Raw genomic sequence first — 25,262 nt, forward strand, 5'->3', positions numbered from 1 at the left:
CTGCTAACAGTTATGTTAGCCCTATGTAGCAGTCGCTTTAGCGAATCCGAATCTCAAATATTAGGGGTGTAAAAATGGAAACAATTAAGCCTTCTTTCCAGGACGTACTGGAGTTTGTTCGCCTGTACCGTCGTAAGAACAAGCTGCAGCGTGAAATTCAGGACGTTGAGAAAAAGATCCGTGATAACCAGAAGCGCGTACTGCTGCTGGACAACCTCAGCGACTACATCAAGCCGGGCATGAGCGTTGAAGCTATTCAGGGCATCATTGCCAGCATGAAAAGCGATTACGAAGATCGCGTTGACGATTACATCATCAAAAATGCTGAGATCTCTAAAGAACGTCGCGATATCTCTAAAAAGCTGAAAGTGATGGGCGAAGCGAAAGTCGAAGAGAAAGCGGGCGAGTAATCCCCGGTTTAGCACTCCGGTGGCGGTTCTCGCCGCCGGGGTCATCTTTCACCAAATCTGCGTTATCTCTCAAATCCTCAGCAAAACAGCCCGCGCAACGCTGATCCAACCCCCTATAATTTGGTATACTCCCGCCGTAAACATATTGATATCGGAAGGGTTTATCTCATGCTGTCCCTGCAACAGGTGCCGCCGCGATGATACTGATTGCCGGTGGCGCGCATAGCGACCAATGCCGTGATGCCGAATCTATACTCAACACCTTCGTTTCGGCTGCCTACATCATCACCTCCTGGATTTCCGACAATCAAGTAACCGCTCGCATCCAACACCACCGTGATACCCGGCTGGCTCACTGGCGTCTGGAAGATGGATGTCAGGCATTTTTTGCAACATTGCTACGCGGATAAATCGGGTAGCGGTCGGCGATAAATCACCGCTGACCGTGGGTTTTATCGACAGGAGTCTCACTTCAATGATTAAGTCTTTTTTTGCCGCATTATCGTTTATCAGCCGCCTGCCGGTCCCGGCGCGTTTGTCCCAGGGGCTGGAGATAGAACAATATCAACGCAGTATCGTCACGTTTCCATTCGTCGGGCTTTTGCTGGGGGCTATCGGCGGCGCGGTGGTGATGCTACTCCAGCCGTGGTGCGGTGGCCCGCTTGCCGCGCTGCTCGGCGTGCTGGCGCTGGCGCTGTTGACTGGCGGTTTTCATCTTGATGGTCTGGCGGATACCTGCGATGGCATCTTTTCCGCCCGTCGCCGTGAGCGGATGCTGGAAATCATGCGCGACAGTCGGCTAGGAACCCATGGGGGTCTGGCGCTGATCTTCGTGCTGGTCGCTAAGGTGCTGGTGGTGAGCGAAGTCGCGCTACGCGGGACGTCGGCAATTGCTGCGCTGGCGGCCGCCTGCACCGTGGGTCGCGGGATGGCGGTGCTGCTGATGTATCGCCAGCGCTACGCCCGCGAGGAGGGGTTGGGTAATCTGTTTATCGGCAAGATTACGCTGCGTCAGACGCTGATTACCATGGGGATAGCTCTGGTGCTGGCGACGCTGCTGCTCGGAGTCAACGGTTTGCGAGCGGCACTCATCACGGTGGTGCTGGTCTGGGCGTTGGGTCAGGCGCTGAAGCGTACCCTGGGTGGGCAAACAGGCGATACATTAGGCGCAGCGATTGAGCTGGGGGAAGTGATATTTCTGCTGGCGCTGCTATAGGAATTGCTTTCTTCCCGGTGGCGCTGTGTATGACCGGGCTACGGGTAGTACAGTCTGCATGCTGGGTAGCCCGGACACGCGCATCGCGCCGCCTCCGGGAAATTATTCAGCGCATACGCCTACAGCGCTTTTTGCCACACGCTCTGCGGTAGCAGATAAACGTCCGCTGGCGCGTTCATTCCGTCGGTCACGATATGCTGAATGCCGCTGGTCATCACCGCCAGGGTGACGTCGAAGGCGTTCAGGCTATCGCCAAAACCAGCGGTCAGGTTGAGCATTGAACCATTAGCCATCAGATACACGGTTTTATCGCCCATCCGATAGGCGTTGATATACGGCATCACCTCTTCATGGCTGAACTGGCGCAGGTACTCGCAGTCAATCTCTTCCGCCACGTGGCCGACGTTAAGGATAAACACGCCATTTTTGGCCTTATCCAGCGCCTGTCTATTGACCACTTTTTTACCACCGGTCGCCGTGGCAACGACGTCTGCTGAGGCAATCGCTTCCTGCAATTCAACCACGTGCCAGCCGTCGTAGGCCGCCTGGAGTCGACGGGCCGGATCGATTTCCGCCACCATCACCTGGCCGCCGAAGGCTTTTGCTGCCGCCGCTACGCCCTGACCAACCAGACCATAACCGATCACCAGTACTTTTTTCTCATGCAGGGTGAGATGGGTGGTCTGGAAGAAGGTGTGCCAGGCGGTCAAACCGACCATATGGCGGTTGTGCAGCCCCTCTTTAACCGGTAAATCATCCCAGTTAAAAATCGGATAGCCGGGACGGATATCGCCCAAACGACTGACGCCGGAACCCGTCGCTTCAAGCCCAGCCACGATGTTGCCGAACTCGCCGCGCTGATGCAGCAGCGTGGTAATATCCGCGCCCATTTCACACAGATGCGTCGGCTGCCATGCAATCGCTTTTTCCCAGGATTGCTGCCAGTCGGCATCGCTCATATCGCGCCATGCACAGGCTTCTGCGCCGCGTTCCACCAACCAGGCGACAACGTCATCTTGCACCGTCGTTGGGTTACAGGTGGTGAGGAAAACCTTCGCGCCTTTCTCCAGGATCCCCTGTACCAGCGGGATCATTTTCATATCAAGATGCATGCAGCAGGCCAGGCGGACCTGGCTGAGATCGGGCAGGGCGGCAACCTGGCGCACGGTGCGCGGCATATTCTGACTGGCCCATGCCACTTCTTTCTCTAAATTTGTTTTGTTATTCAATGTGGTTGACCTTCAATCCATAGAGTGGGTATATCCGTCATACTTTAAGTTGCATGTGCGTTGGCTTCCTCGCTCACCCCAGTCACTTACTAGAGTAAGCTCTTGGGGACTCACTGCGTTGCCGCCTTCCTGCAACTTGAATTATTTAGGGTATATATCCCGACGGGGAGAGTGATTTTAACGTAGCGTGTAAATTTTTTATATTCACAAAATGAATACTGTAAAGCCACGATAAAGACATGGTTGTTAAATTATGGTTAAAAAAAGAAAATGAAACATAAGTTCTTATTATGACGTAAGCGAGTTGTACGATGTTAAGCGTTTTACCCGGATCGTTCTTTTCACGGATCCGCATCTTCCTTGGCCGTTTGAAACCACATGCTTTGCCGGTCGCCAGAAAACACATTGTTTTGGCGTCGAACGGTGCCGGGACGGGGCTGGCGGTAACCAGCATGTTCAGCCACTGGTTGCTGGGCGAAGTCAATCTCTGGTTTATCGCGCCAATGGGCGCATCGGCGGTGTTGTTGTTTGGCGTGCCGAGCAGTCCGCTAGCCCAACCGTGGTCGATTGTCGGCGGCAACGTATTATCGGCGCTCATCGGGGTGACGGTGGGGATACTGGTCCCCGATCTCGCGCTGGCTTGCGGTGTGGCGGCAGGGATGGCGATCGCCGGAATGTATTTCCTGCGTTGCCTGCATCCGCCGGGCGGGGCGGTGGCGTTAACCGCGATCCTTGGCGGCGCTGGTGTGCAGAGTGAAGGCTATCACTTTGTTTTAACTCCGGTATTACTCAACTCCTTAATGCTGGCGCTGCTGGCCATTGTCTTCAATAATCTGGTTGGACGCCGCTATCCGCACCCGCTGGCGGCGGAAGAAGTGAAGGCGAAATCGGTGCCGCTGGGCATCGCTGTGACGCGTGACGATATCCACGCGGCGCTGCTCGACGGTCAGTTTCTCGATATTGATGAAGATGACGTGCAGGAACTGCTGGAAAATATCGAGCAGAAAGCCAGGCTGCGGATCGCCAGCACGCAACGATCCTGATTTTCTTTCCTGCTACCGGGGGAACGTGAATTTACCTCGCGTTCCCTTTTTTATTGTACTTCCTCCCGACCAATAGCCGAGTCAGGCAATTCTTCACGCCCCGTACGTACAAAACTCTCTGGATCGTGATTGCGATCGAGAAAATCGTCCATTTGATGAGCAAAAAGTTGACGCCCTTAACGAAATGAAAATTCCAAAATAAATTTATATGGATTTTTTAATTCGTAAGCGTATAACAAGTTGTTAAATTATGCACCCGGGTGCAAAAAAGTTTGCAACTGATTTCCGATGCCAGAACCTGCTGTCTCTGCATTGGCAATGTGATCTTTTTATTCATAAAAACAAAACGATAGAACGCTCATCCCTGACAGGACAACAAAATGACCGATCATGTGATAACTGAAAGTCGTAAAACAGATAATGATAAGAAAATCAGATTAATAACCCTCGTCTCCACCATCGGCGGTTTGTGCTTTGGCTATGACACCGGGGTTATTTCCGGCGCACTGATTTTTATGAAGAACGACCTTGGCCTCAGCCCGTTGCAGGAAGGGCTGGTGACATCATTCTTATTATTCGGCGCTGCAATCGGCTCCGTTGGTGGCGGTTGGCTGTCGGACCGGCAGGGCAGGCGGAAAAATATCCTTTGGGTGGCGATTATCTTTATCTTCGGCGCGCTCGGTACCGCCGTAGCGTGGGATATGTCGTCGATGATTATCGCCCGCTTTATCCTTGGCCTGGCGGTGGGCTGCGCGTCGGTGACGGTGCCGATTTATATCTCCGAACTGGCGAGGCCCTCGCAGCGCGAACGGCTGGTCACGGTCAACGAGCTGATGATCGTCACCGGGCAGTTTCTCGCCTATTCGGTCAACGCCGCCATCGTCAATTTCTATCCCGATATGTCACACAACTGGCGCTTGATGCTGGCAATCCCGGCGCTGCCCGGTGCGCTGCTGTGGATCGGCATGCTGGTGATGCCGGAGTCTCCACGTTTCTTTGTGCGTAAGGGGCAAATCGACAAAGCGGTTGCGGTGTTGAAAACGATTCGCCGTCCGGAAGAAGTGGAGCAGGAGATCCGCGATATTCAGCAGGTAAGCCAGGCTGGCGCTATCCATGGTCGGTTTATCGACGAACTGAAAAAGAAATGGGTGCTACAGCTGATTTTAATTGGCTTAATGATTGTGCTGGCGACGCGGGTCACCGGGGTTAATACCATCATGTACTACGCCCCGACGGTGCTGAAATCCACCGGTCTCGGCGATGCGGCGGCGGTGACCGGCGCGGTGGCCAACGGCGTGGTTTCTATCCTCGCGACTCTATTAGGGATGCTGCTGATTGGCAGACACTCGCGGCGGAAAATGTTCTTCACCGGGCAGATAGGCGTCACGTTAAGCCTGGTGCTGATCGGCCTCTCTTTCAAACTCTTCTTCCACATGGAAACCGTTGATGGCGTTAGCGGGCTGCAGGCCAACTTTGCCGGCGCCAGCTACATCATTCTCGCCCTGATGCTGGTGTTCCTCACCTTTATGCAGGGGTGGATTGCCCCGGTGTTCTGGCTAATGCTCGCGGAAATTTACCCGCTGCGGATGCGCGGCCTGGGAATGGGCTTTGCGGTATTCGGGCTATGGATTTTTGACTTCATCATCCAGTCCGTGTTCCCGATTTTACTTAACAACTATGGCGGTGGAATGACCTTCGGTTTCTTCGCCGGTACCAACGTCATTATGTTGATTCTGCTGGTGAAATATCTTCCGGAAACCCGCGGATTAACCCTTGAGCAAATTGAACAAAAATTCAGATTCTGATTTAGAAATGTGGAGGAACATATGACAGTCAATATCGGTTTAATTGGTTTGGGCATGATTGGGCGCGACCATTTACAGCGTTTCCAGTCGGTTATTCAGAACGCCAGAGTCAGCGCTGTTTGCGATATTAATCACAACGTGACCGACTCCATAGCTCGTGAATATGGCGCGCAGGCTTATTACGATGCGGTGGAGATGATTCAATCAGACGACGTAGATGCCGTTTTTATTTGCTCGATTGGCCCGGTTCACAAAGAGCAAATATTGGCAGCGATTAAAGCGGGCAAGCCGGTATTTTGCGAAAAACCGCTGACCCCAACCGCTGATGAAGCGAGGGCGATTATTGATGCTGAAGTGGCGTGCGGCAAACGCATGTTACAGCTGGGGTTTATGCGTCGCTTCGACCCCGGGTACAACCAGCTTAAAGCCACCTTGGACGGTGGTGAACTGGGCGAAATTCTGTTGATTCATTGCGCCCACCGCAACGCCTCGGTCCCGGAAAGCTACACCCTGGAAATGGCGATTAACGATTCCGCGACCCACGAAATAGACATTATTCGCTATCTGCTCGACGAAAATATCGTGTCGGTGCGCGTCGACAAACCGCGTAAGAAGACCCGCAGAGCCTGTGCGCACCTGCAGGATCCGCTGATCGTGATTTTTGAAACCGAATCCGGCGTGCGCATCGATGATGAACTGTTTGTGAACTGTGATTACGGCTACGACATCCGTTGTGAAGTGATCGGTGAAAACGCCATCAGCGCGCTGACCGAGCAGGCGCTCACCACCACTCGTTCAACGAAAGGCTACAGCCGGGCGATCCCGCAGACCTGCATGGAACGTTTCGCCACTGCCTACGATCGTGAAGTGCAGAACTTTGTTGATCGCGTGAATGAAGGCAGTGAAATGACCGGGCCATCTTCGTGGGATGGGTTTGTCGTGGCGATGGTGTGTGATGCCGGGCTGGCTTCGCTGAAGGATGGCGAGAAGCATGCCGTCTCTCTGCCGGAATGCCCGGCGCTGTATCGCTAACCCTTTAACGTACGGGAGAGGCGCATGTTAACCCTCAAACAAGAAGATATTTTTATTGGCTGCCGGGCGAATTCAAAGAAGAAGGCGCTGCGCATTGCTGCGGGTTCCCTTCAGGCCAGCGGTTACGTCAGCGACGGTTTTTTTGAATCGATGGTAGATCGCGAAAAGGCACTCTCTACCTGGCTCGGGGCGGGCGTGGCGATGCCTCATTGCAGCAAAGAGGGCATTGATTTGGTGCGGCAAACTGGCTTCCAACTGTTTCAGTTTCCGGATGGCGTGGGCTGGGGGGAAGGCAGAGTGGCTTTCTTGGTGGTCGCCGTGGCGGCAAAAAATAATGAACACATTGATGTTATCGCGGATCTGGCAGACCTGCTTGATGACGAAGTGAAAACGACGCTGCTCGCCAGCGCTGACAGCAAAGACGCGTTTATGCAGATCCTCGAAGGTCATTCATTTAAGAAGGATAGAATATGAAACTGGCACTCTGTACTGATGTTCTCGCCGACCTGGCTTTCCCTGAAATGCTCGACCGCGTTAAGCAGTATGGCATTAACGGCGTAGAGATGACCGCAGGCGGATGGTCGCCTTGCCCGCATGTGAAAACCGAAGAGCTGCTGGCTTCCCCAGCGAAGCTCGCTGCGTTTTGCGGGGAACTGGAAAAACGCGGCATGGAAATCGTTGCCCTGAACTGTTCGGGTAATCCGCTGGCACCCGGTGCGCTGGGCGAAAAGCATACCGCCAGCAGCTACCGCACAGTTGAGCTGGCGGCGAAGCTCGGCGTGAAAAAAATCGTCATGATGAGCGGTCTGCCCGGCGGCGGCCCGGATGACAAAATCCCTAACTGGATAACCTCAACGGTTTCCTGGCCCGACTATATGCCAGGGGTGATTGATTACCAGTGGAACGAGGTGGCGATACCGTGGTGGCAGGCTTTTGCCCGCCATGCGGCTGAACACGGGATCGAACAGATTGCCCTCGAAGAGTTCCCCAGCCAACTGGTGTACAACCCGAGCACGTTGCTTCGCCTGCGCGATGCGGTGGGTGACATCATCGGCATGAACCTCGACCCGTCGCACCTGATTGCCATGGGGGCTGAGCCCATTGCCGCTGCCCGGAAGCTGGAAGGAGTGATATATCACGTTCACGGTAAAGATGCGCGTATTGAGCGCGGGCTGGCGGACGTTGATGGACTGCTGGAGTATCAGCCGGTGACTGAAACCAAAACCCGGACCTGGAACTACGTGGCGGTTGGCTGCGGACAGGATTTGAAGTGGTGGAAAGAGTTCTTCTCAGTGCTGCGCATGACTGGTTACAACGGTTATGTATCGCTGGAGATGGAGGACCTGACGATGAGCGTTGAAGCGGGGCTACGGACGTCGATTGATGCTCTTAACGCAACCTTAAGTCAGTGATAACGGGCCGCGTTCTTCCACCGGGGGGCGGGAGAACGCGGTGCGTTTTTTGTTGAGCGGATTCTATCTTGCTGTATTTTACGTTCTATTGGATGTTAATCATCAGGAACGTTAAAACCGAGAATGAGCGCCTCTAAACGACAAAAAGCGACCGCCAGCGATGTTGCGTTACTGGCGGGCGTCTCAAAATGGACCGTTTCCCGGGCGTTTACTCCCGGGGCATCTATCCAGGCGAAAACGCGAGAAGATGTCATGAAGGCCGCCAATACCCTGGGGTATCGGCCTAATTTGCTGGCGCGCAGCCTGACGCAAAAGCAAACCCACATCATCGGCGTGGCGGTAGACGAGCTGCGCAATCCCAATATGGTGCTGTTGCTCAATGAAGTGACTCGCCAGCTACAAAATCGCGGCTATATGGCATTGGTAATTAACGTTGCCGATCAGGAAAGCAACCGCACGGCGATGGCGCTGGCTTACCAGCTCCAGGTCGATGGCATTCTGTTTATGGCAACGGTACTGACGCCGGAGCTTATTGCGATCGCCACTGAAATTCACCGGGTACCGCTGGTGCAGATTGGTCGTAATACCGAGAATCCGGAAATCCAGGTGGTGAATATCGACGGCTGGCTTGCTGGCAAGCAGATCGCTGAACTGCTGCTGGGGCAGGGGCATCGTACATTTGGTTATATGAAAGGGCCTGACACCCCGTCGCATCATTTACTGCGAATGGAAGGGTATCAGGCGGCGCTGGAGAAGGGCGGTTGTCGACTTGATACGTTGCTGGTGGCCGGGCAGTATCTGCGCACCCGGGGATATGCTGCGATGAGCGACTATCTTGACGCTACGCCTGAAGCCGAGCGAGTCGATGCTCTGTTCTGCGAAAACGATATTCTGGCCATTGGCGCGCTGCAGGCGCTGCGCGAGCGGGATTTAACCATGAGTATTGTCGGTTTCGATAATATCGACGAAGCGGCAGCGCCGGAGTGGCAGCTGACCACTTACGATCAACGGCGCGAGCGGCTGGTTGAAGAGGCACTGAATCGACTGATCGACGCAACTGAAGGCTTGCCGGCGGCGTGGCGCACCGGGGAACTGATCGTGCGCCAGTCTCATCGCCACCAGGGCTAAAGCTCGCCGGTCATATACTGTGCGACGCCGCGGCCAAAACTCCAGTCGCCTTTGTGGTTGCTTATCACCGAGATCATCAGGTCATCGCCGCTCAGCCCGCAGTGCTCCTGCAATTGAGTTTGCAGAGTGGCATAGAAAAGCTGCTTCTGCTGTTCGCTGCGCGGGCTGGTATAAACTCTCACCACGACCACCTCTTTGCTGCGCGTTAGTTCCAGTCCGGTATCTTCAATCACCATATGGTGAGCTTTGTTTTCGTGAACAATCTGGTAACGGTCGCGCTCGGGTACTTTGAATGCCTGCACCACGGCGCGGTGAGCCGCATCCAGCAGGGTTTTGATCTCGCTTTCACTACGGCCTTCAATAATATCAAACGTTAGTAACGGCATGGCAGGTGGTCCTTATTGTTGGATTAACGAGCGATGAATGTGATGCTAAACCATGCTGATGCGGGCAAAAACCGCTATATTTGAACTCATTGTTTTCCTACGTGAACAATCGACATGAACGAAATCCGCCCGGAAATATACTGGACTCACCTGTACTGGCTAACGGTACTGGAGGAGCAAAAAAGCTACACCCGTGCGGCTGAAAAGCTGGCGGTGAGTAAGTCCGCCATTAGCCAGAAGATCAGCGAACTGGAGCGAGTGACCGGCAAGGCGCTGGTGCACCGAACCACTCGCAGCGTCACGTTAAGCGAAGATGGGTTGCGGCTGGTGGCGGAGCTTAACGAGCCTTTTGGGCAGATCCGCGAGATCTTCACCGGCACCTGCGATGATGAAGGCGGGCCACTGCGCGGAACGCTGCGGCTAACCGCACCGGTGGCCTTTTCGCGCCAGCAGCTGGTCCCGGCTATCACGCCCTTTTTGCACCAGCATCCGCAGCTTCATCTTCAACTGGAAGTCACCGACCGGCTGGTGTCGCTGGCTAGCGAAGGATTCGATCTTGCCATTCGCCACTGCCGTCGCGAACTGCTGCCACAGACCCATGTGGCCTGGCCACTCTGTCGGACGGCAACCCTGGTTGTTGCCTCGGCGGGTTATATTCGCCGCTTTGGTCGCCCCGACTCGCCAGACGCGCTGCGTCAGCATCACTGCCTGACCTATCCGCGTGGGCCGCAAAGCCCGCACTGGACCTTCGAATGCGGCAATGAACGAGTCAGCGTGAAAGTGCAGGGGCCGTTTTCGACCAACAACAGTGAATCCCTGCGCGATGCGGTGCTGGCTGGGCTGGGAATTGCATTACTGCCGGATTTTAGCGCCAGAGAGGCGATTGGCCGTGGGTTGGTACAGGAACTGTTGCCGGGCTGGCAGCCGGTGGATGTGTTTGCGGAAAATCTTTACGTCATTCGCCCCTACACGCCGCGGGTATCGCGGGCGGTAGAGACCTTTAGCCGCTATCTGAAGACCACTTTTAGCTGATGTTTTGCAGTACTTGCACCAGCGCCTCGCGAAAGCGGGGGAGCAAATCAGCCTCTTCAGGGATAAGCTCCGCCAGGGCCACGGTTTTATCGGTGCGGTAGATTCGACCGCTGCCCAGATGCGCTTCAAAGGCATTCGCCGCCTGATGCGCTGCATGGAGATCGGCGTCCAGCAATATCACCGCGTGAGCGAGGACCACGTGGCCTTTGCCCCCAGCCATTGGTCGCCAGTACTGGGCCGTACCGGCGATTTTACGCACCTGCTCGCCTTCACCGCAGGCCAGATTGTAGCGACCATCGCAAAACGAACCGCTCACCGCCTGGAAGTGGCTGGCGACGTTAAAAGTTGCCAGCGTGCGCTGAAGCAGGCCGCAGAGGAACAGATAAATCGGCTCTGCCGCGTCGCCCAGCGGTTGGTAAACCGGCCAGGCGAGGCTGAGATTGATAATCCCCGGCCCCTGCGGCACCAGCCCGCCGCCGGAGCGGCGTAGCCAGACCGGCCAACCCTGGTGGGCAAACTGCTCACTTACCGCCGCCAGTTCCGTGAATTTTCGGTAGCTTCCGGGGACCACAAACCCCTGCGGAGCCTGCCAGAGCTGAGCGACGGCTTCCCCGTTAATAGCCCGATCAAACAGCGGCTGCTCCGCCAGCGTCGGGTCGGGGCAATATTGAATCGGAAGAAGCTGATGATTAAAACGCGTCGGCCAGCATGCCTCGCCGCGATAGTCCTGAGTCATTTTGTCTCCTTAAAGACTATTCAGCGTGGCGACTGGGCTTCATCAACATCGCCGTCAGGGCGGAGAGCAGGCAGCCTGCGGTCAAATAGATAGCGACGCTATGCCATGACCCCCCTGAGAAGGTGACCAGCGCGGCGGCGATAAACGGTGTAAAGCCGCCGCCAACCACGCTGGCGACCTGATATCCCACCCCGGCTCCGCTATAGCGGTAGCTGGCGCCAAACATCTCGGTAAACATCGGCTGCTGAACGCAAACCACCATATCGTGGGCGATGTTCGCCAGCATCAGCGCGAAGAACAGGATCCAGAAATAGGACTGGCTTTCGAGCGCCATAAAAAATGGGAAACCGCTAAGCGTACCGATTAGCGCTCCGGTGATGTACACCCGACGTCGCCCGAAGCGGTCCGCCAGCCATGCGAAGCAGGGAATGGTCAAGCAGCTTATGGCGCCGACGAGCAGGCCGATATTAAGGAACAGTTCGCGCGGCAGGCCGAGATTCTGCGTGGAGTAGTTCAGTGCGAAGGCGGTGACGATGTACATCGTCAGCAGTTCGCACAGGCGCAGACCGATGATCATTAAAAAAGCGCCCGGATGGCGGAGCAGAGCTTCTACCACCGGCAGACGCTTTTTCTTCGGTTGGCTCTGCTGATCACGCTGCTGCTGTTCGAATTCAGCCGATTCTGCCATGCCGTTACGGATCCACAGCGCCGCCAGCACCAGCACCACGCTAAACAAGAACGGCAGACGCCAGCCCCAGCTCAGGAACTGTTCATCAGTAGTGCAAGAGCTTATCAGCGACACCAGGCCGGTAGAGAGCAGCAGGCCGACGCCGTAGCCCACCTGCACGCCACTGCTGTAGAACGCTTTTTTATTTTTTGGCGCACTTTCTACCGCCAGCAGCGCCGCGCCGCCCCATTCACCGCCTACCGCAAAACCCTGCACGGCACGCAGCAGAACCAGCAGAGCTGGTGCCCACCAGCCAATCTGATTGAACGAAGGTAGCAGGCCGATGCAGGCGGTGGCGATCCCCATCATCCAGACGGTCATCATCAGCATACGCTTGCGCCCAAGGCGATCGCCGAAGTGGCCGAAGATAATTCCGCCGAGCGGGCGGAAGAGGAAGCCTACGCCGAAAGTGGCGAAGGCGGCCAGGGTGCCCATCGCCGGGCTGACCTGCGGAAAGAACTCCCGGTTAAAAACCAGCGCGGCGGTAATGCCATAGAGGAGAAAATCGTACCAGTCGACCACGGCCCCGGCGAAGCTGCCCCAGGCCGCCCTGCGGGCGCGATTGAGTGAGTTTGCCTCCTTGCCGGGGCGATTAGAAATGAGCGTTGAGTCCATACTTGTCCTGTCTGTTGCTGAATTTATAATTTTTGGAATGAGACGCTTTCCTGATTAGCGTTCTATTGAGACTACCGCGCTGATGGAAAAGAGAAAAGATTTTTACTTGGGCTTTGTCCTGAAAGGCATATAGCGCCTGGACAGAGGAAAGGACAACGGTCTTCCTGGCCGCTCAGAATGTGAGCTTCAGAGTTGGCTTATTGTCTTTAATTTATTTTTTAGTCTCGATGTGGACATCTTTTAAGAATTCACGCAAATGGTTTACAATTAACATGTCTCCAATTTCGGAATGGTGAGTTAAATGCGTTTATTTTTTGCAGCTTTATTTTGTGTCATGGTTTTGCCTTCCGCTTTTGCAGAAAAACTGCCGATGCCTGTGGGGAAACCCGTTTTAACTATTTCCGGACTGATTGGGAATACGAATGAAGGCGATACGGCCGTTTTTGATGTCGCAGCATTAGAAAAACTGGGTATGGAAACGACAGTGACCACGACGCCATGGTATTCCGGGAAAGTCCGCTTTGACGGGGTTTCCCTTAGTAAACTCATGGATTTAGTCGGTGCTAAAGGAAAGTCAGCCAGGGTGCTGGCGCTTAATGATTATACCACCATCGTTCCGCTTGATGATTTTCAAAAATTCCCTGTTATTTTGGCTTTAAAAATGAATGGCGAATATATGCGCATTCGCGATAAAGGGCCTTTATTTATTGTTTATCCCTATGACAGCAGCCCGGAATTGCAGAATCAAATCTATTATTCCCGTTCAGCATGGCAGGTTTCGAAGATTATAATTGAGTAAGGGTTTGATCTTGAATCGAATACTCACTGCCATTATTTTGTCGCTTTTCATTGTTACCGGATACATTACCTATCTGGTACATGAGCGACAAAGTGAGCTGCAAAAATTAACGCGTTACACCGATTCGTGGTCAGTCTCACAAATAGTCTCCGAATACATGCGCCTTGAAGCGCGGCTGAGTGCAATGGGGATGGGCGTTGAGGGGAGCGATCGCGATGAGGTGCGCCTGCGCCTGGAAATTATGATGAGCCAGATTGCGCTGCTACAGCAGGGCGATCTGGGTAAGTTTATTGGTAAAGATGCGCAGCGTAAGGCAACGGTTGCCCGCCTGGTACGTATCCTGAATCAGTTGGATAAGCAACTGGATACCATGACGACCGCGCAGTTAAAACCGCTACTGCGCGAAATGAGCACGCTGGATGGACCTATGACCTCAATAGCGTCAACCTCGCTTGCTCAGGACATCAATATTGTTAATCTGACCCACGATAAAATACAGAACCTGTATTATATCTATTCGGCCATTTCTATCCTGTTGATTACCCTCTGTATCACGTTGGGTCTGCTGATGCTGCGGCAAAATAATACGCTGCGCCGTGCTCATGTGCGGATGAAATTACTGGCCAACGATCTGCAGACATCAAAAGAGAAACTGCAGGTACAGAACCGTCGGCTGCAGTACGACGCCTATCATGATTCGCTGACCGGTATGCCCAACCGACTCTCTTTCTGGCAACGGTTGCAGGAGATAGTTAACCAGGTCCGGCCCTATAACGGCTCGGCGGTGGTGATGCTGTTCGATCTCGACAATTTTAAGGATGTGAATGATACCCAGGGCCACGATGCCGGGGATAAGCTACTGCAGGATTTAGCCAGCCGTCTCTCCTTTTTTCGCAAAACGTCAGAGACGCTGTATCGGTTGGGGGGCGATGAGTTTGCGCTTGTTTCGCACGATTTAAGCGAGGAGATGGCGCTGGAGCGGGCGAATGTCATTCGCGAAAAAATCAGTCAGCCGTATCAGATTTATGATTCGCTGATCCATATCGGCGCTTGCATCGGGATTGTTATTTCTGATGGCGAGAGCCGTACCGATTATTTATACAAGTGTGCCGATCTGGCGCTGTACGAAGCGAAAAAAGAGGGTTCCGGCAAAGTACAGATATTCCGTCCCGATATGCTTGAGCGTTTGCAGGAGAATAAATCCTTTGAAGACGATCTGCTGCAGGCGCTGGATAAAGGTGAGTTCAGGGTTTACTACCAGCCCATTGCCGATACGATTAACGGTGAAATCTACGGTTATGAAGCGCTGGTCCGTTGGTTTCATCCGCTGCGCGGTAGCGTACCGCCCAGCGAATTTATCCCGGTAGCCGAGAAAATTGGCCTGATTAACCCGTTGGGCGAGTGGGTACTCAGAACCGCCTGCCGGGAGGCCGCCAGCTGGTCATCGCCGCTCAAGGTGTCGGTTAACGTTTCGCCCATTCAGCTTATTAACAGTTCGCTGACCGATACCGTCATTTCGATACTGAAAAGTACCGGGCTCGATCCGCACCGCCTCGATCTGGAGATTACCGAATCGGATGTATTTAACGAAAACACCCGTTCCTTAGAGATCCTCAGCCAATTGCGCGAACTGGGCGTTCAAATTTCTATTGATGATTTTGGTACCGGGTATTCATCGCTATCGCGCTTGAGTTATTTCCCTTTTGATAAGATAAAAATCGATCGTTCATTTGTGATTAATATTCCGGGTCAGAAAGATGATCTCGATATCGTCCGCTTGATTATCAGCATGGGCAAAAGCTTGCATATGCGCATCGTTGCCGAAGGCGTTGAAACAGAAGAGCAGCTGAAGTCGTTGCAGAAATTAGGATGTGATCTGGTGCAAGGATATTTAATTGGTAAGCCAGGGCCGCTGAACTCATCAGAGAATAAATAACTTATCTTACTTTTTGCGGGTGATTTCGATTTTATAGAATCGCCCGTATCTATTTTAGTGAGTATCTAACTCCTGGTGGGTATAAATAGGGGTAGGTGCAACGTTTACCAAAAAATAATCCCCTCAGTGACTCAAAGGGGTATATGATATGCAACATATTTTCCCGTTCCCTATCGCACTGATAGTGCGTAAAGAGAGGCAGAATCATGCAGCGAATCATTATCCCGACCCACTATGTCCAGACCCGCAGTACGCCGCTGTGGACCAAAGAGACCGCTCCGGCGTCAATCTGGAAACGACATCTTGATACCGGGACCCGGCAGGGCGTCTATCCGCGTCTGTCGGTTATGAGAGGGGCGATACGCTATCTGGGATTTGCTGACGAGACCAGCCCCGATCCGGTTGAAACGTTAACGATTGCCGAAGGTGAATTTGGCGTTTTTCCTCCAGAGAAATGGCACTGCATTGAAGCATTAACTGAAGATACCGTTTTTAATGTCGATTTTTATGTCGATCCCAAAATTCTGATTGAGGGCTAAGGAAGATGATGAACAGTGAAAATCTGGGGTACTCGTTAGCGGTGATTAACGGCAACAATAAAGATAAAAAAGAGAAAGTCTATCTTAAGCCGATGGCCCTTTATGTTCCTGATATCGCCGTACAGGCCGTATCTGAGCTTATTTCTACGCTGTCCGCGGATAATGCCGGAGGAAAAGGGTTTATATTGACGGTCACCAACAATAATAATGGTGTATCGGTAGACAATGAATTCGCTACCCTGGCTGAGTTGCAGGATCCGACCATCGCCGCTGATGCGGTTAAAGACCTGATCAACATCGTGCGCGGCTACGAGTCTGATGAAGAGACCAACGTCTGCGGCTGGTAGTGGGTTTGTTAAAGCAGAACCGTCAGCTGCCGTCGATGGTCAGCTGACGATGAACTGCCTGTGGCGTACGACGGCGAATCCAACTGATGATCAGGCAAATTCAAAGTTTTTTCTGACAGCACCACTGCTATTGGAAAGATAACTAGTCCGCCAGTATAAACTGGATCTCGATTTGATTATCTTTGGCTAAAGGTCCATTCCAGAAGTGATAAACCTCCCGACTTTCATTGGTCAGCATAATTTTTCCCGCAACAATATCTTTCAGCAGCGGCGCATATCCTTGGGTGAACAGCGAACGTAAAGGGCCAGTGTAACAAGAGGAGGCACAAGAGACTTTATTCAGTTTTTTAACCGACACCGCGCCGGCAGCCTGAGCTCGCTCATCAACGATTAAGCAAAAGTCTATTTTATATTTTGTTTTGCCATTTTTAGGCAAGTTGTAAGAGATGAAAATCCATTTATTATCTACTTTAATATTCTGTTTTTTTAATTCTGATTCTATTGTTTTTTGTGCATCGATAGAATATTTGGCGATTTCGGGAATACACAACATATTGCTGACGTAAGCAACATACAGCTCATCTTGAACCTTAATTTGCATTTTTAGCTCCTGAAAAAGATATGAGTGCTTTCTCATGGTTCTGGCTTCAGAAGTACTTTATCAAAAGCGAAGGGTAGTTCAATTAAATTTTTAAAATATATTTTAATTAACTGAAGTTGTATTTTTCTTGGAAATGCTAAGAATGGATAGCATGCTTTACCTGAACTTTAGGTGCATCGTCGAACCGACCTTCCATCCCATGCGAAAGCTGCAAAATCAGCTCAGCCACGTTATCTTTTTCCACCGGCGGCGAGAGGTAATATCCCTGAAAGCGATCGATTCCCAGCGCTTGCAATCGGTTGAATTTTTCCTGGCTGTCTACGCCTTCGGCAATGCAGCGGCTACCGGTAAGCTGGCAATAATAGACCAGACTCTTTATCAGAGTCAGCGCGTGCAGGTCGCACTGCATATCGTTCACAATACTCATATCCAGCTTATATGCGTCGAATATGACCGTGCGCACCGGAAACATCACGCTGCTTTGTGAAAAGCAGTCATCCAGCACGATGCGAAAACCGCGTTTGCGCAGCCGGGCGATATTTTCAGCTATTTTTCCATGATGATGAGGATCTATGGTTTCGGCAAATTCCAGCACCAGTCGGTCAGACATTCGGGGATGACGTAGCTGCTGGCGCGCCGTTTCCATCATTCGGATCAGGTTTTCATTGTTGGCGATAGCAGCGGGAATATTCACCGAGAAATAACACTCGCCAGGATGCTGATTAATATTCTGTACCGCCTCCTGGAGCACAAACGCGGTCAGTACCAGCCACGCGTACTCAGAATGTACCTGCGGCAAAAAATCGCCAGCCAGCAGTACGTCGCCATTCCGACGCCAGCGGGAAAGGATCTCTATTCCTCGAACCTGCAGATGCTCATCGGTGATGGGCTGGAAAACCGGGAAAATTTGCCGACTGTAAATAGCATGCACAAATTCGCGCTCAAAAGTGGACAGCGCGTTGAGGGCTTTATTTGTCGTTCCTTTGAGCTGACCGCCGGGAAAACACGCGGCCAGCTGAGGGTGGTGTTCCACCATCTTTTTCAGTCCTGCAGTTCTTTGGTTGTAGAGGGTTTTATGGCTGATGCCGCGGCGTTTTGCCTGGACGATAGCGCTGTATCCGCTGAATAAACCGAGAATGGCGTTGAGCTCCGGCCTGGTTAGCCCGCCGGGGCGTTTTCCGCGAACTTGTGCCTCTTCGTCTGATAATTGCTCAAGTAAAGGATAGCTCTCCAGAATGTGATCCTGAAGCAGTGCTGACAGACAGGAGACGGGGAGATCGGAGGCGGCGGCGCGCACTTCAGAAAGCAGACGCCGGTCTGCAACCTGATGCAACAGCGTGTGCCACAGCCAGTTCGCCGGACTGCGGCTGAGAAGCAGCATCGGCAGCGGCACGTTGGAGTGCTCCAGCAGGTCTGCGGCTTGCCGTAGTGTGCTAAGGAGCTTGCCTGGCGCGTCGGGCAAAAATACCACGATACGGTGAACGTGGGTGTTGACGGGTATCACCGGGGTGTCCGAGGGCAGCACTACGGGCGGCATCCCGCCTTCAATCATCATGGCGACTAGCCCCGTGGCGGCCAGCGAGCAGGGAGACAAGATATAATCCACCCCCGACTCGCTGTCTGGTATGGGCGAATTATTCGTAAACAAAAGTCACCCCGATAATTGACTGCACGTTGCCCGCCGTCACTTGTCCGCTGGTGCGCGCGTAGTTAGCCGTTAAGCCCAGGTTCACCGCCGAAGTACTCACGTTGCCTAAGGACACCGTACTATTGGTGGGAACCGCGCTACCGTTACGCGTTAGCTGAACGCCAATCCCCAGGGCCGGAGAGGCCGATGCGGTATTCGTGAATATTGAGTTGCCAGCATCTTCCGTGGTTCCGGAGAGGTAATAGCCCAGATTCTGGCTTTGCGCGCAGTAAACTGTCAGCGGTACTACCGCTGAAGCTGGATATTCCGGCAGCGTCACCGTCACATCGCGAGCAGAAACGTCGCAGCCGCCGGTTGGAACCACCACATCGTTGTTAGCGTAAATGTTCCACACGAACTGGAAGTCGTCATTGTCCTTGTTGTTGGTCTGGCGCAAGATCAGCACGGCGATTAATGACCCGGCGGAAATCGCCACCCCGCCTGCGGTGCTGATGGGCGTAAGATAGAGCAGGGTAGGCCAGGGTTTATCGACTATTGAGTTGTATTCCACCCGTGCTGTTTCGCTGGTGGTTGGAAACGGGTAGCTGGTGCCGTTGTACCTGACAGTGCCCGAAAAACTTGACAACACACCGCCGTAGGCCGAGCCACGCTGCAGCGTTACGTAGTCGACCATCGTATCCGGGAAATCGTTATGACAAAAAATCTGCGTTGACAGGTCAACGACCAGGTTCTGCCCGACGCTGACCGCCGGGGCGAGGTTCACGTAAACGTTCGCCGTGCCGCCGCCGATGGGGATTGTGGTTCCGCCAGCAGTTCTGCAGGCGAAAGACCAGGCGTTGAGCGACCAACCCGCCAACAGCAGCGTCATCAACAGGGTTATCATCTTTCTCATTAACATATTCTCCTGAATCAGGCGTAGGTGTAGGTGACGCTAATCACTGCCTGAATGGTTCCCTGGGTAGCTCCGCCGTTGACTGACAGTGCGCGGACCTGCAGTGGGAAGCTGGCGGATTGGGTCGCATCATCCACCTGAACCCCTTTTGTCGCGCCGGTGTTCAGGGTGACGCCGCCGTCATCTTGCAGCTCAAGCTGGATATTTCCTGCGGTGCCCTGGTTTTTGTAGTATCCAGTGGCATCCGCCGTGCCGCTGAAGCTGGCGGTGACTCGTGAGGTGCCAACAGGGCAGTTACTCAGGTTGAGTGCCACGCTGTGCCAGGGCGAAGAGGAGCCAGCCGAGACCAGGCTAAAGGTGTAAAGATCGCCAAGATCGACGGTGGCGTTGACGGTGGACACCGTACAGGGTTTAGCCACCACTTTGCCGTTAACGGTAATGGTCACGTCGGCGGCCTGTAGCGTTGGGGAGGTCGCTGCCAGCATCGCGGCCAGAAGCCACCCTGTGTGGGTAAATTTCATCAGCGCCTCCGGTTACTGAAATTCGAGAGTGAATGTTGCGGTTGCATTTACGTGTCCGGCGGTCACCGGTACCTGAGTGGCCATCAGCCGGGCATAAAAGTTCAGTGTATTGGTCTGACCGGGGCTCAGCGTGGTCCATGGGATCGTGGCTGACGCGGCGTTAAGCGGTAGCATCGTCTGCTGTGCGTCAAGGATTTGCACGCCCATGCCCGCTGCGGCTGTCGCCCCGTCGTCGAGTTTTAGCAAGTCGGTATTGATGCTATCGGCAATACCAACAAAACCGATTTTCACCGCTGTGACCGAGCTGCCGCAGGGCGACAGTACGATGCGAAAGGGCACCAAAGGCGTGGTGGCCCCGACCGCATGGAACTGTTTTGCGGCGTTATCCAGCAGGTCGACGGTAAAATCTTTGGATTCGCCCGCGACGGCGCAGGCGTTATCGCGAACGTAACCGCTGATGGTGATGGTGCTGTCCGCCGCGCTGGCGTTGGCAACCACCAGCGACAGGGCGGTGCACAGCAGATAAAGGGTTTTTCTCATCATCATGGTTTCCTTAGCGGCACTCGGCTGATAGCTGGCTCAGCATCTGGTTCTGGCTTTCCGGCGACAGGCTATAGTCGGCTTCGCAGCTGGCGTTCGGGCCTTCACCCCATTTCGCCTGTACTTTGCCGACCAGCGGCATCCCGCTCAGATAAACCTGGCCGTTGTCGGCGACGATGCTGCTGCCCTGGTTGCTGTCCGAGGTGACCAGCGCGCCGAAGGGGACCGGTTTGCCGTTATAGATAAGCGACATCAGTAGCTTGAGCCCGACGTGAGCTTTAAATTCAGCGCGGACAATCGCCCCGTGGGTCGGGACCACGCTGGCCACCGCATCGTCCAGATCGACGTTATTGGCGAGGCTGTTGGTATTCAGCGCTACCCGGTTTTCCCGGTATTCGGTGGCGTAAGGCAGTACGGCGTAACCGCGCCAGTCGGTCTGAACTCCGGTCTGGTTTTCCACTTTCACATTGTCGGCGCCAGGGGCCTTAATCAGCACCACGGTGTCGTTCATAGGCTGGCTCAGGGTGACGCCATCGGCGTGGGCCAGTACGCCGCCGCTCAGACCGTAATAAAGCTGCTTGATGCCGTCGCTGCGGCTATAGCCGATGTTGGCATTGCCATAGCCGCCGCGGTAGTTCAGCGCGGTGTAACCGGTCGCACCGTTGTTGCCTTCGCCGCCGCCCGCGTAGCCGGTCTGCACGCTGTAGCTCAGGTTGTTATCTTCCAGCAGCGTGCCGTACAGGCCTGCGAGGCTGGTGGTTCGACCATTCAGATCGTTAGACATGCTGTAGCTGGCGCTGGCGTGTCGCCAGGCGGATTTGCTGTCCGAGCGCATCCAGTGGCTGAACGGAATATTGACGTTAACCGCCAGCATCTGATCGCGCCCCTGCTGCCATGCGTTTTTGGTCAGGCTGTAGCTCAGCGTCCAGTTAATATCGTCGACGGCGGCGTTCAGTCCGGCCTGTAGTTGCTGATCGGCCTTGCCGGTGCCCCAGTAGGTTTGATGGCTACCGCTCAGATAGAGGGTGGCGGTACGACCCAATTGTTGGGTGACGCTGAGCTGTACCTTGCCGCGCTTGTTGTAAGCGAGGTTGTAGTAGTCGGTGAACTTCGGTTTCACTTCAACCACGCCATCCTGCGTTTCGACGTTGTAGCCGCTCATCCTGTTGTAGGTGGTATCGGCGAAGCTGAAATAGCCGCGCGTGGAGTAGCGATACCCCACCAGCTGGATATTGGTGCCGGTATCCGTGAGCGATTTGTTATACAGAAAGCGGATTGATTGCCCCTGATGATCGCTGTCATCGGGCAGGGTGGCGTTGGCCTGAGTGATATCCAGCGACAGGGCGCCCAGTTCCCCCATGTTTTTCCCCACGCCGAGGTTAAAGGCGCGATAGCGGTCCGCCAGTTGGGTGCCGCCGTACAGCGTCCAGCCAGCCGGAAGCCCGTGCAGTAGAGTGCCCTGGAAGAATTTCGGTTTTTCCTGCTGGGTGCTGCCGCTGCGGTATTCACCGGTAGTGACGGCATAGCGGGTATGGCCTTCGCGCTGGAGCACCGGGACCGACGAGTAGGGGACGCTGATGACCTGGCTGCTGCCGTCGGCCTCTTTGATGGTCACCTGCAGATCGCCGCCGTTGCCTGCGGCATAGAGATCGTTAATAGTGAACGGACCAGGCGGTACCGTACTTTGGTAGATCTCATAGCCGTTCTGCTTCACCGAGACCTGGGCCGTGCCGCGGGCAATCCCGTGGATTACCGGGGCAAAGCCCTTCTGGCTATCCGGCAGCATGTTATCGTCGGACGCCAACTGCACGCCGCGGAAGTTAATGCCATCGAAGACATCACCGTTGGTATAGCTGTCGCCAAGCGCCAGGCGCGAGCGCAGCAGCGTGATGTCTCGCTCCAGCCAGGTGTTAACGTGCTGCCATTTGTTTTCACTGATCGACGAACTACCGCTGCTGCTGTAGCTCCAGGTGGTGTTATCACGCAGGCGCCAGGCGCCCAGATTCAGGCCGCTTTGCAGGTTCAGGTAGGCGTAGTTGCTGCTGCCGCCCACGTCGTTGTGGACGTTGTTGCCGGTGAAATTGTAGTTCAGCAACCCGGCGTTAATCCCATGGTCCCAGAGTTCAGGCGGAATATAGCCGCGGGCGCGGTTGCCCATAAATGCCTGGGGAACGGTTATCCAGAGCCGCTGCTGCCCGGCATCAAAGCGGGTAGTGGCGTCTTTTATCATCTCGGTCAACGGCACGCAGGCGTCCGCTGCCAGTACGTCGATTCCGGCAATGGTCAACGTATTGACGCCCATGCTGGCAAGCTGCCCACGCGTCAGACAGGGGGCCAGTTCGTGGCTTTTTTCGTCGACATTAAAGGTGACATCGCGGGTGGTCATATACCCGTCATTCAGATAGATATCTGCGCGATAGGTACCTGGCGGCAACTCCTGGCCTTTTTCAAAACCTGAAAGATCCGCTACGGCCGCGGGATCGTCCGCCAGAAAACGCGGGTTAAAATAGAGTTCCGCCTGTGCATAAAAGGCTGGTGAGGCGAGTAAAAAGGCAAGAGGGATCTGCGCGAATATGCGCGCCGATCCTGGAGCAATGCGCCGGGTATCCAAACGGTCGAGTCCATATTTCAGATGTGACATAGTCCCTCCGGTCCAAAGTCGCCCGGCAATCGGTATATTTTTAGTTCAGGGGGGAGAGCGCGGCTCCCCGTTCAGTTACTGCATAGCGCCTTTCATACGCGGAGTCAGTGCGCCGTAGTCGTTGATCGTCCGATAGGTAATTTCGCTACCTGCATCGGAGGGTAACTGGACGGTGGTTTCGCCCATCGGCGGGACCAGCGCATTTTTCAGAATGCGGGTTCCGGCATTGAGCTCGGTAACCGTCTGAAAATAAGGCGTCGGATTAATCAGCGTGAGCGAGCCCGCGCTGCGACGAAACTTCAGCTTTTCCGGAGCCTGATCCGGCGGCAGCGCCAGCTTTGCCGGGCGATAATAGAGCTTGATGCGGCTGATAATCGCCAGCTGCAGGGTGTTGTCGCTGAGTTTCGATTTGTCCATCGACGGGATCGCTTTGACGTTCATCCAGAACAGGGTTTCCCGGTCCTGTGGCAGCTGGTTATTGGTGGCATCAAGGATGCGCAGGGTGTTCTCTTTTTTCCCCTGCATGGCAAACAGCGGCGGAGTGATAACAAAACGTCCGTCTTTCACACCATCGGCATTTTCTACCCAGGACTGGATCAGATAGGTGTTCTCGTCGTTATTGGTCACTGCCAACTGAACTTGCTTCTGCCCGGACGGATAAATGACGCGAGTTGCACCCAGCGCGACCCCAGCTTGCGCCTGCGCGGCGAAACCGGTGGCGGCGATCAGTAAAAGTCCTGCCAGTAAACCGCGCATCCCGCGCATAGTACCCAGTGTATTTTTCATGCTTACCTCTTTCTTACTCACTGTTATTTCCTGTTACCGGTACTGATTACTGGTAGGTCAGGGAGAACCAGGCCTGAGCATTTGCTGCTCCTCCGGTGACCTGATTCCCGGTGGAACGATATTTGGCGACAAAATGCAGGGTAGTTGGACCCGTGTGCAGTTGTGTCCATGATGCTGGTGGCGCATTGAGTGGGATCAGATTGCCTGTTTTATCAAACAGGGCCACGCCAATGCCGGTGGCGATCCCCGGTCCTTCGCCCACCGAGAGCACGTCCGGGTTTTTACCGTCCGCGACGCCGTGAAATGCCACGCCAACGCGCTGGCTCACGGCGGTACTGCACTCCTGCAGGTGAATATCGAAGGGGACGGGATTGGTATCCTCGCCCGCAGAATGAAACCGATTGCTGCTGATTTGCCCCATCTTGACCGTCATCTGCCGATCGCCCGCTTCAACGCGGCATGACTCGGCAATGACAAGCCCCTGGAAACGCATGCCTCCACCGGGCAGCATGATGTCCCATTGGTTACCGGCCAGCGCCAGCGGTGGGAGCAAAAATATCAACAGACCTGACTTCATCCTTTGCATCGTTATCACCCCAGTCTTAATTCGGATAACGGGCCATCCTGGCCCGATGTGCTTCCCTGCCTGATGAAGAAATTACTCGTACTGCACTTTAAAGGTGGCGTCAGCGTTAGCAGTACCCGCTGTGGCTGCACCTGTCGCGAAATAGCGAGCCTGGAACGGGATGACGTTGGTGCCATCGTTCAGAGTGGTTTGCGCGCCGAAGGTTGCGCCATCCAGCGCCAGTGGAACACCGGTACGGTCAAGGATCTGCACGCCGACGTTAGTCGCGCCGCCCGCAGCGGAGTTCTGCAGTGCCAGTACGGTTGGGTTGGTGCTGTCAATTGCCGTGCCGGTGAAAGCGATAGCCGCTTTTTCGGAAACGGTGGTGTCACAATCATTCAGCTGGATGTTAAAGCCGACTGCAGAGCTGGTGCTGCCCGCGGTAGCGAGACGTGCTGAACGAACCTGGCCTAACTGAACGGTCTGGTCGATAGAACCGGCATCAACTGCACAGGCTGCGTTAACCACTTCACCTTTGAAATGCACCGTACCGCCGTTCACCGTGGCATCCGCTGCCAGGGCCGCTGCAGAGCTCAGGGACAATGCTGAAATAACGATGAGTGCTAATTTGTTCATGGTAAATCTCCTGTTGATTAAATAATCCTGAAGCGGTGCT

Annotated in this window: 27 protein-coding genes; 14 read left to right on the forward strand and 13 right to left on the reverse strand. The window is 54.3% G+C overall.

Annotation, left to right across the window (positions count from 1 at the left end):
• Positions 1-74: 74 nt before the first annotated feature.
• From AC07P6_RS10610 to cobS, 3 genes are all read left to right on the forward strand, one after another.
• The gene (locus tag AC07P6_RS10610; protein ID WP_110275437.1) at positions 75-410 is read left to right on the forward strand and encodes a DUF496 family protein; all 336 of its coding nucleotides are present in this window, start codon (positions 75-77) and stop codon (positions 408-410) included.
• A 197-nt stretch (positions 411-607) separates the two neighbouring features.
• Complete coding sequence (locus AC07P6_RS10615; protein ID WP_478316210.1) at positions 608-820, forward strand: bifunctional adenosylcobinamide kinase/adenosylcobinamide-phosphate guanylyltransferase; 213 nt, start codon at positions 608-610, stop codon at positions 818-820.
• A 65-nt stretch (positions 821-885) separates the two neighbouring features.
• Positions 886-1,626: an adenosylcobinamide-GDP ribazoletransferase gene (gene cobS / locus AC07P6_RS10620; protein WP_478316211.1), complete on the forward strand. Its 741-nt coding sequence runs from the start codon at positions 886-888 to the stop codon at positions 1,624-1,626.
• A gap of 119 nt (positions 1,627-1,745) precedes the next feature.
• On the opposite strand, the gene AC07P6_RS10625 is transcribed toward cobS, so the two are convergent.
• Positions 1,746-2,855 (reverse strand): adenosylhomocysteinase, encoded by a 1,110-nt coding sequence (locus AC07P6_RS10625; RefSeq protein WP_478316212.1) that lies wholly within the window; start codon positions 2,853-2,855, stop codon positions 1,746-1,748.
• Positions 2,856-3,166: 311 nt separating this feature from the next.
• On the opposite strand from AC07P6_RS10625, the gene AC07P6_RS10630 reads away from it, so the two are divergent.
• The 6 genes from AC07P6_RS10630 (at position 3,167) to AC07P6_RS10655 (ending at position 9,275) form a co-directional block, all read left to right on the forward strand.
• The gene (locus AC07P6_RS10630) at positions 3,167-3,898 is read left to right on the forward strand and encodes an HPP family protein (RefSeq protein ID WP_478316213.1); all 732 of its coding nucleotides are present in this window, start codon (positions 3,167-3,169) and stop codon (positions 3,896-3,898) included.
• A gap of 380 nt (positions 3,899-4,278) precedes the next feature.
• On the forward strand, positions 4,279-5,703 hold the full coding sequence (locus AC07P6_RS10635) for a sugar porter family MFS transporter (RefSeq protein ID WP_112216589.1): 1,425 nt from the start codon (positions 4,279-4,281) through the stop codon (positions 5,701-5,703).
• A gap of 21 nt (positions 5,704-5,724) precedes the next feature.
• Complete coding sequence (locus AC07P6_RS10640) at positions 5,725-6,735, forward strand: Gfo/Idh/MocA family oxidoreductase (protein ID WP_475699890.1); 1,011 nt, start codon at positions 5,725-5,727, stop codon at positions 6,733-6,735.
• 24 nt (positions 6,736-6,759) lie between these two features.
• Positions 6,760-7,209, forward strand: coding sequence for a PTS mannitol transporter subunit IIA (locus AC07P6_RS10645; RefSeq protein ID WP_478316215.1), 450 nt, complete (start codon positions 6,760-6,762; stop codon positions 7,207-7,209).
• Positions 7,206-8,147 (forward strand): sugar phosphate isomerase/epimerase family protein, encoded by a 942-nt coding sequence (locus AC07P6_RS10650; protein WP_181485696.1) that lies wholly within the window; start codon positions 7,206-7,208, stop codon positions 8,145-8,147. Before AC07P6_RS10645 ends, AC07P6_RS10650 begins: the two co-directional genes overlap by 4 nt.
• Before the next feature lie 123 nt (positions 8,148-8,270).
• Entirely contained in the window at positions 8,271-9,275 is a 1,005-nt protein-coding gene (locus AC07P6_RS10655; protein WP_434662639.1) for a LacI family DNA-binding transcriptional regulator, read from the forward strand.
• Here the strand turns inward: AC07P6_RS10655 and AC07P6_RS10660 are convergent.
• Positions 9,272-9,661: a tautomerase family protein gene (locus tag AC07P6_RS10660; RefSeq protein WP_434662641.1), complete on the reverse strand. Its 390-nt coding sequence runs from the start codon at positions 9,659-9,661 to the stop codon at positions 9,272-9,274. The two genes, AC07P6_RS10655 and AC07P6_RS10660, sit on opposite strands and share 4 nt — an antisense overlap.
• Before the next feature lie 114 nt (positions 9,662-9,775).
• Between AC07P6_RS10660 and AC07P6_RS10665 the strand changes: the two genes are divergently transcribed.
• The gene (locus tag AC07P6_RS10665; protein WP_478316217.1) at positions 9,776-10,693 is read left to right on the forward strand and encodes a LysR family transcriptional regulator; all 918 of its coding nucleotides are present in this window, start codon (positions 9,776-9,778) and stop codon (positions 10,691-10,693) included.
• On the opposite strand, the gene AC07P6_RS10670 is transcribed toward AC07P6_RS10665, so the two are convergent.
• On the reverse strand, positions 10,686-11,429 hold the full coding sequence (locus AC07P6_RS10670) for a lipoyl protein ligase domain-containing protein (protein ID WP_478316218.1): 744 nt from the start codon (positions 11,427-11,429) through the stop codon (positions 10,686-10,688). The two genes, AC07P6_RS10665 and AC07P6_RS10670, sit on opposite strands and share 8 nt — an antisense overlap.
• Before the next feature lie 16 nt (positions 11,430-11,445).
• A complete protein-coding gene (gene shiA / locus AC07P6_RS10675) occupies positions 11,446-12,771 on the reverse strand; it encodes a shikimate transporter (protein ID WP_182239770.1) in 1,326 nt (441 codons plus the stop codon).
• A gap of 301 nt (positions 12,772-13,072) precedes the next feature.
• Between shiA and AC07P6_RS10680 the strand changes: the two genes are divergently transcribed.
• From AC07P6_RS10680 to AC07P6_RS10695, 4 genes are all read left to right on the forward strand, one after another.
• A complete protein-coding gene (locus AC07P6_RS10680) occupies positions 13,073-13,570 on the forward strand; it encodes a putative pterin-binding protein (protein ID WP_110275423.1) in 498 nt (165 codons plus the stop codon).
• Between the two features lie 10 nt (positions 13,571-13,580).
• The gene (locus AC07P6_RS10685; protein ID WP_478316220.1) at positions 13,581-15,506 is read left to right on the forward strand and encodes a putative bifunctional diguanylate cyclase/phosphodiesterase; all 1,926 of its coding nucleotides are present in this window, start codon (positions 13,581-13,583) and stop codon (positions 15,504-15,506) included.
• A 206-nt stretch (positions 15,507-15,712) separates the two neighbouring features.
• Positions 15,713-16,045, forward strand: a complete 333-nt coding sequence (locus tag AC07P6_RS10690) for a TehB family protein (RefSeq protein ID WP_478316221.1) — start codon at positions 15,713-15,715, stop codon at positions 16,043-16,045.
• 8 nt (positions 16,046-16,053) lie between these two features.
• On the forward strand, positions 16,054-16,392 hold the full coding sequence (locus AC07P6_RS10695; RefSeq protein ID WP_110275567.1) for a DUF1869 domain-containing protein: 339 nt from the start codon (positions 16,054-16,056) through the stop codon (positions 16,390-16,392).
• 142 nt (positions 16,393-16,534) lie between these two features.
• Here AC07P6_RS10695 and AC07P6_RS10700 read toward each other — a convergent pair whose 3' ends face one another.
• The 9 genes from AC07P6_RS10700 to fimA all read right to left on the reverse strand — a co-directional run bounded on the left by AC07P6_RS10700 (position 16,535) and on the right by fimA (position 25,222).
• Positions 16,535-16,993, reverse strand: a complete 459-nt coding sequence (locus AC07P6_RS10700) for a hypothetical protein (protein ID WP_478316222.1) — start codon at positions 16,991-16,993, stop codon at positions 16,535-16,537.
• A 136-nt stretch (positions 16,994-17,129) separates the two neighbouring features.
• Positions 17,130-18,599 (reverse strand): EAL domain-containing protein, encoded by a 1,470-nt coding sequence (locus tag AC07P6_RS10705; protein ID WP_478316224.1) that lies wholly within the window; start codon positions 18,597-18,599, stop codon positions 17,130-17,132.
• Between the two features lie 28 nt (positions 18,600-18,627).
• Positions 18,628-19,533 (reverse strand): fimbrial protein, encoded by a 906-nt coding sequence (locus AC07P6_RS10710; RefSeq protein WP_478316226.1) that lies wholly within the window; start codon positions 19,531-19,533, stop codon positions 18,628-18,630.
• Between the two features lie 17 nt (positions 19,534-19,550).
• Positions 19,551-20,054 carry a type 1 fimbrial minor subunit FimG gene (gene fimG, locus AC07P6_RS10715; protein ID WP_181485707.1) on the reverse strand — a complete coding sequence of 168 codons (504 nt, stop codon included), beginning with the start codon at positions 20,052-20,054 and terminating at the stop codon, positions 19,551-19,553.
• A 12-nt stretch (positions 20,055-20,066) separates the two neighbouring features.
• The gene (fimF, locus tag AC07P6_RS10720) at positions 20,067-20,594 is read right to left on the reverse strand and encodes a type 1 fimbrial adaptor subunit FimF (protein ID WP_434664012.1); all 528 of its coding nucleotides are present in this window, start codon (positions 20,592-20,594) and stop codon (positions 20,067-20,069) included.
• A 13-nt stretch (positions 20,595-20,607) separates the two neighbouring features.
• Entirely contained in the window at positions 20,608-23,235 is a 2,628-nt protein-coding gene (locus tag AC07P6_RS10725) for a fimbrial biogenesis usher protein (protein ID WP_478316229.1), read from the reverse strand.
• 75 nt (positions 23,236-23,310) lie between these two features.
• On the reverse strand, positions 23,311-24,000 hold the full coding sequence (locus AC07P6_RS10730; RefSeq protein WP_434664015.1) for a fimbria/pilus periplasmic chaperone: 690 nt from the start codon (positions 23,998-24,000) through the stop codon (positions 23,311-23,313).
• Positions 24,001-24,067: 67 nt separating this feature from the next.
• Positions 24,068-24,607 (reverse strand): type 1 fimbrial minor subunit FimI, encoded by a 540-nt coding sequence (fimI, locus tag AC07P6_RS10735; protein WP_130624362.1) that lies wholly within the window; start codon positions 24,605-24,607, stop codon positions 24,068-24,070.
• 72 nt (positions 24,608-24,679) lie between these two features.
• Positions 24,680-25,222 carry a type 1 fimbrial major subunit FimA gene (gene fimA, locus AC07P6_RS10740; RefSeq protein WP_110275408.1) on the reverse strand — a complete coding sequence of 181 codons (543 nt, stop codon included), beginning with the start codon at positions 25,220-25,222 and terminating at the stop codon, positions 24,680-24,682.
• Positions 25,223-25,262: the final 40 nt, after the last annotated feature.

Source organism: Klebsiella sp. GFKo11 (assembly GCF_056490265.1).